The organism is Mesorhizobium sp. M2A.F.Ca.ET.037.01.1.1 (genome assembly GCF_003998075.1).
GTDB lineage: Bacteria > Pseudomonadota > Alphaproteobacteria > Rhizobiales > Rhizobiaceae > Mesorhizobium.
On record NZ_RZSA01000951.1, the window covers coordinates 1 to 2,479 of the forward strand.

The following is a 2,479-nucleotide window of genomic DNA, read 5'->3' on the forward strand; positions in this document are numbered from 1 at the left end:
GCTTGGCATCCGCGTAGTCGCTGCTCCCCTCATTCCCATCGGACGCATTCATCGCCATATCGCGCGGGTCCAGATAGCCTTCGAATGCGGATTCTGCAAAAGGACCTGCCAGACACGCAACTATCTCTTGGATCGCTTCATCGCGTTGGAAATGTCGATCCATATCGTTCTCGAAAATCGGCTTTAGCTCCGAGGTGAATCCTTGCGCTGAATAGAAAACCGTGCCTTCGACAAAACCACCGCACTCTCCGTCACCGGCGTCGGGGTAAATACTAACACTTGAGAAAGCAGGGAGTTCACGGTCGTCGTCGAACATCTGACGGTGCAAAACGATGGCGGCCACCGCGTGCCCGGCTTCGTGATGCGCCACAGACGGGAGAAGATATTGGGAGGCTACATTCATGCGGTGCGGCTCTCAGATCTAGTTTCCATCCAAGCCCTGATATCGGATTCAAGCCATGCGACTCGGCCGGGGGAGATGCGACGCCGCTTAGGGAACAGGCCTGCCTTCAGAGTCGCGCGGTCGCGCTCGAACTGCGTTCCACTGAAGTGCTTCAGGGTCTTTGCCGACTGGCCGGCGGCCCAGGCAAGTGCCCGCTCGCCTTCCACATCTTCAAGCCAAAGATAGAGATCGTCGTCGGGAGCATCCAGCGTTGGACGGACATCAAATGCGTTCATGTCCGGACAGCCTTCAGAAAGAAGGGATAGAGGCTTCCGTTTGATCGGGAACGCTTAGTGTTGGTAGCGGCGCCCACATGTTCGAAAAGCGTGATCATTGATGAGTTCTTCCAGTCGGTGCGGCATCGCAGTGCTTTTGCGCATAGGACCGCAATTGTCGTGCCAACTGGGAAAATCGTTTCGGAACAACGTGATCGCTCTGGCAGCGTTGTGTCAGATGTCCGACATCGTCGAGAATCCGACAACGAGTGCTCCTCCTAATCACCGGATCAACCTCCGGCGCCAGTCGGTGACACCGCATTCCTCTGTCTTTCCAGGAGACGGCGTGGACATCAATGCCGTTCCTCACCGAACCCGCCTCCTAGCCCTTCGCCCATACGTCACGGCCGCCCCCCGGTTTGGCTTCAACCTGAAGGATTACGGCGTCCTCTTCGCAGAGAAGATCGGGTTGTTCGTGGCGCGCGCAGCGGAGCCCAAGGAGCTTTTCTGGGTTGCGGATACTGGCATGTCGATATTACGACCGTGTGTCCTTCGACAAGCTTGGTGGCTTCTTCAACCAGAATCTCGCCGCGGAGATCGAATCGTTATCTGCGCCGCAAAGTGCGGCCGGTGAGCGGCGTGGCCCTGCGTTCCAGTTGGCCACGGTCCTCGCTGGGACGAGCAAGTAAATGGCTTGCGCAGCAACGGTGCGATCACACCTGGAGCACGGCGTCATCAGGAAAGCGCCATCCTTGTGCGCCCACGACACCCTGGTCGCCATCGGCCGCATCGCGGGGGGGCACTGTGGGCGATAACCATTCATTGATCTGGGCGATTGAGGGTTCTGCCGGGGCGCTATTGCTGCTCGGTAGGGCTGCGGGCTGGCGAGTCTACCAAGGCGAGCAACGACAGGCGAGACGGCAGACATTACGTGACGGAACTTGATATTGCAGTGCAGCAAGCGTAGAGCACCGCGCGCTTATCGGAGTGTCGTCCATGGCCCTTACCAATGCTGGTAACGAGGCAGAACCTGTCGAACAATCGAGCCATTCTGAGGTCGAGCAGCACAGCACCAAGGCGCTGATGTCGGGCGCACTAGGTGTCGTTTATGGCGATATAGGCACCAGCCCGATCTATGCATTTCGCGAGGCGTTGCATGCATCAGCGGGTGGCAACGTCGCCAGCCGTGGCGACATCCTCGGCGTACTCTCGCTGATCATCTGGTCCCTGACGATCACCGTGACGATCAAATACATCATGTTCGTGCTCCGCGCCGACAATCGAGGCGAGGGCGGAGTGCTGTCGCTTATGGCGCTGGCGCGCAACAGTTTCCCGACCTGCTCTGCGGTGATCCTCGGCATCGGCATCGGCATCGGCATCGTCGGCGCGGCGCTTTTTTTTGGCGACGCCGTCATTACGCCGGCAATCTCGGTACTGTCGGCGGTCGAAGGTATGAATGTCGTCACGCCGACGTTCCAGCCCTATGTGGTGCCGCTGACACTGGCCATCCTGGCGATCGTGTTTGCGGTACAGCGGTTTGGCACCGGCGGCGTAGGATTGGTGTTCGGACCCGTTACCGCGCTGTGGTTCCTGGCCATCGGCCTTTCCGGGCTCAACCACATCATGGACGACCCGGAAATCCTGCTGGCAATCAGCCCGCATTACATCGTGTCGTTCCTGGTCAACTCGCCTGACGTCGCCTTCGTTACGGTTGGTGCAGTCTTCCTCGCCGTCACCGGAGCCGAGGCGCTCTACGCCGACCTCGGCCATTTCGGCCGCAAGCCGATCGTGCTCGCCTGGCTGGCGATCGTGTTCCCTTGTC

At 59.3% G+C, this 2,479-nt stretch carries 3 protein-coding genes; 1 reads left to right on the forward strand and 2 read right to left on the reverse strand.

Annotated elements, in window-relative coordinates; translation table 11 throughout:
* Together EOA27_RS31800 and EOA27_RS43035 are read right to left on the reverse strand one after the other, a co-directional pair.
* Positions 1-403: hypothetical protein (locus EOA27_RS31800; RefSeq protein ID WP_164747208.1), on the reverse strand; the 403-nt coding region annotated here is incomplete at its 3' end.
* Positions 400-678 (reverse strand): AlpA family phage regulatory protein, encoded by a 279-nt coding sequence (locus tag EOA27_RS43035; RefSeq protein WP_063169289.1) that lies wholly within the window; start codon positions 676-678, stop codon positions 400-402. The genes EOA27_RS43035 and EOA27_RS31800, both read right to left, overlap by 4 nt.
* Before the next feature lie 975 nt (positions 679-1,653).
* On the opposite strand from EOA27_RS43035, the gene EOA27_RS31810 reads away from it, so the two are divergent.
* Positions 1,654-2,479 (forward strand): KUP/HAK/KT family potassium transporter (locus EOA27_RS31810; RefSeq protein ID WP_189562181.1); only part of this gene is annotated, 826 nt, incomplete at its 3' end.

Excerpts from the sequence above, each read along its gene's own strand:
- EOA27_RS43035 (WP_063169289.1), bottom strand. The coding sequence starts at position 678 with ATGAACGCATTTGATGTCCGTCCAACGCTGGATGCTCCCGACGACGAT.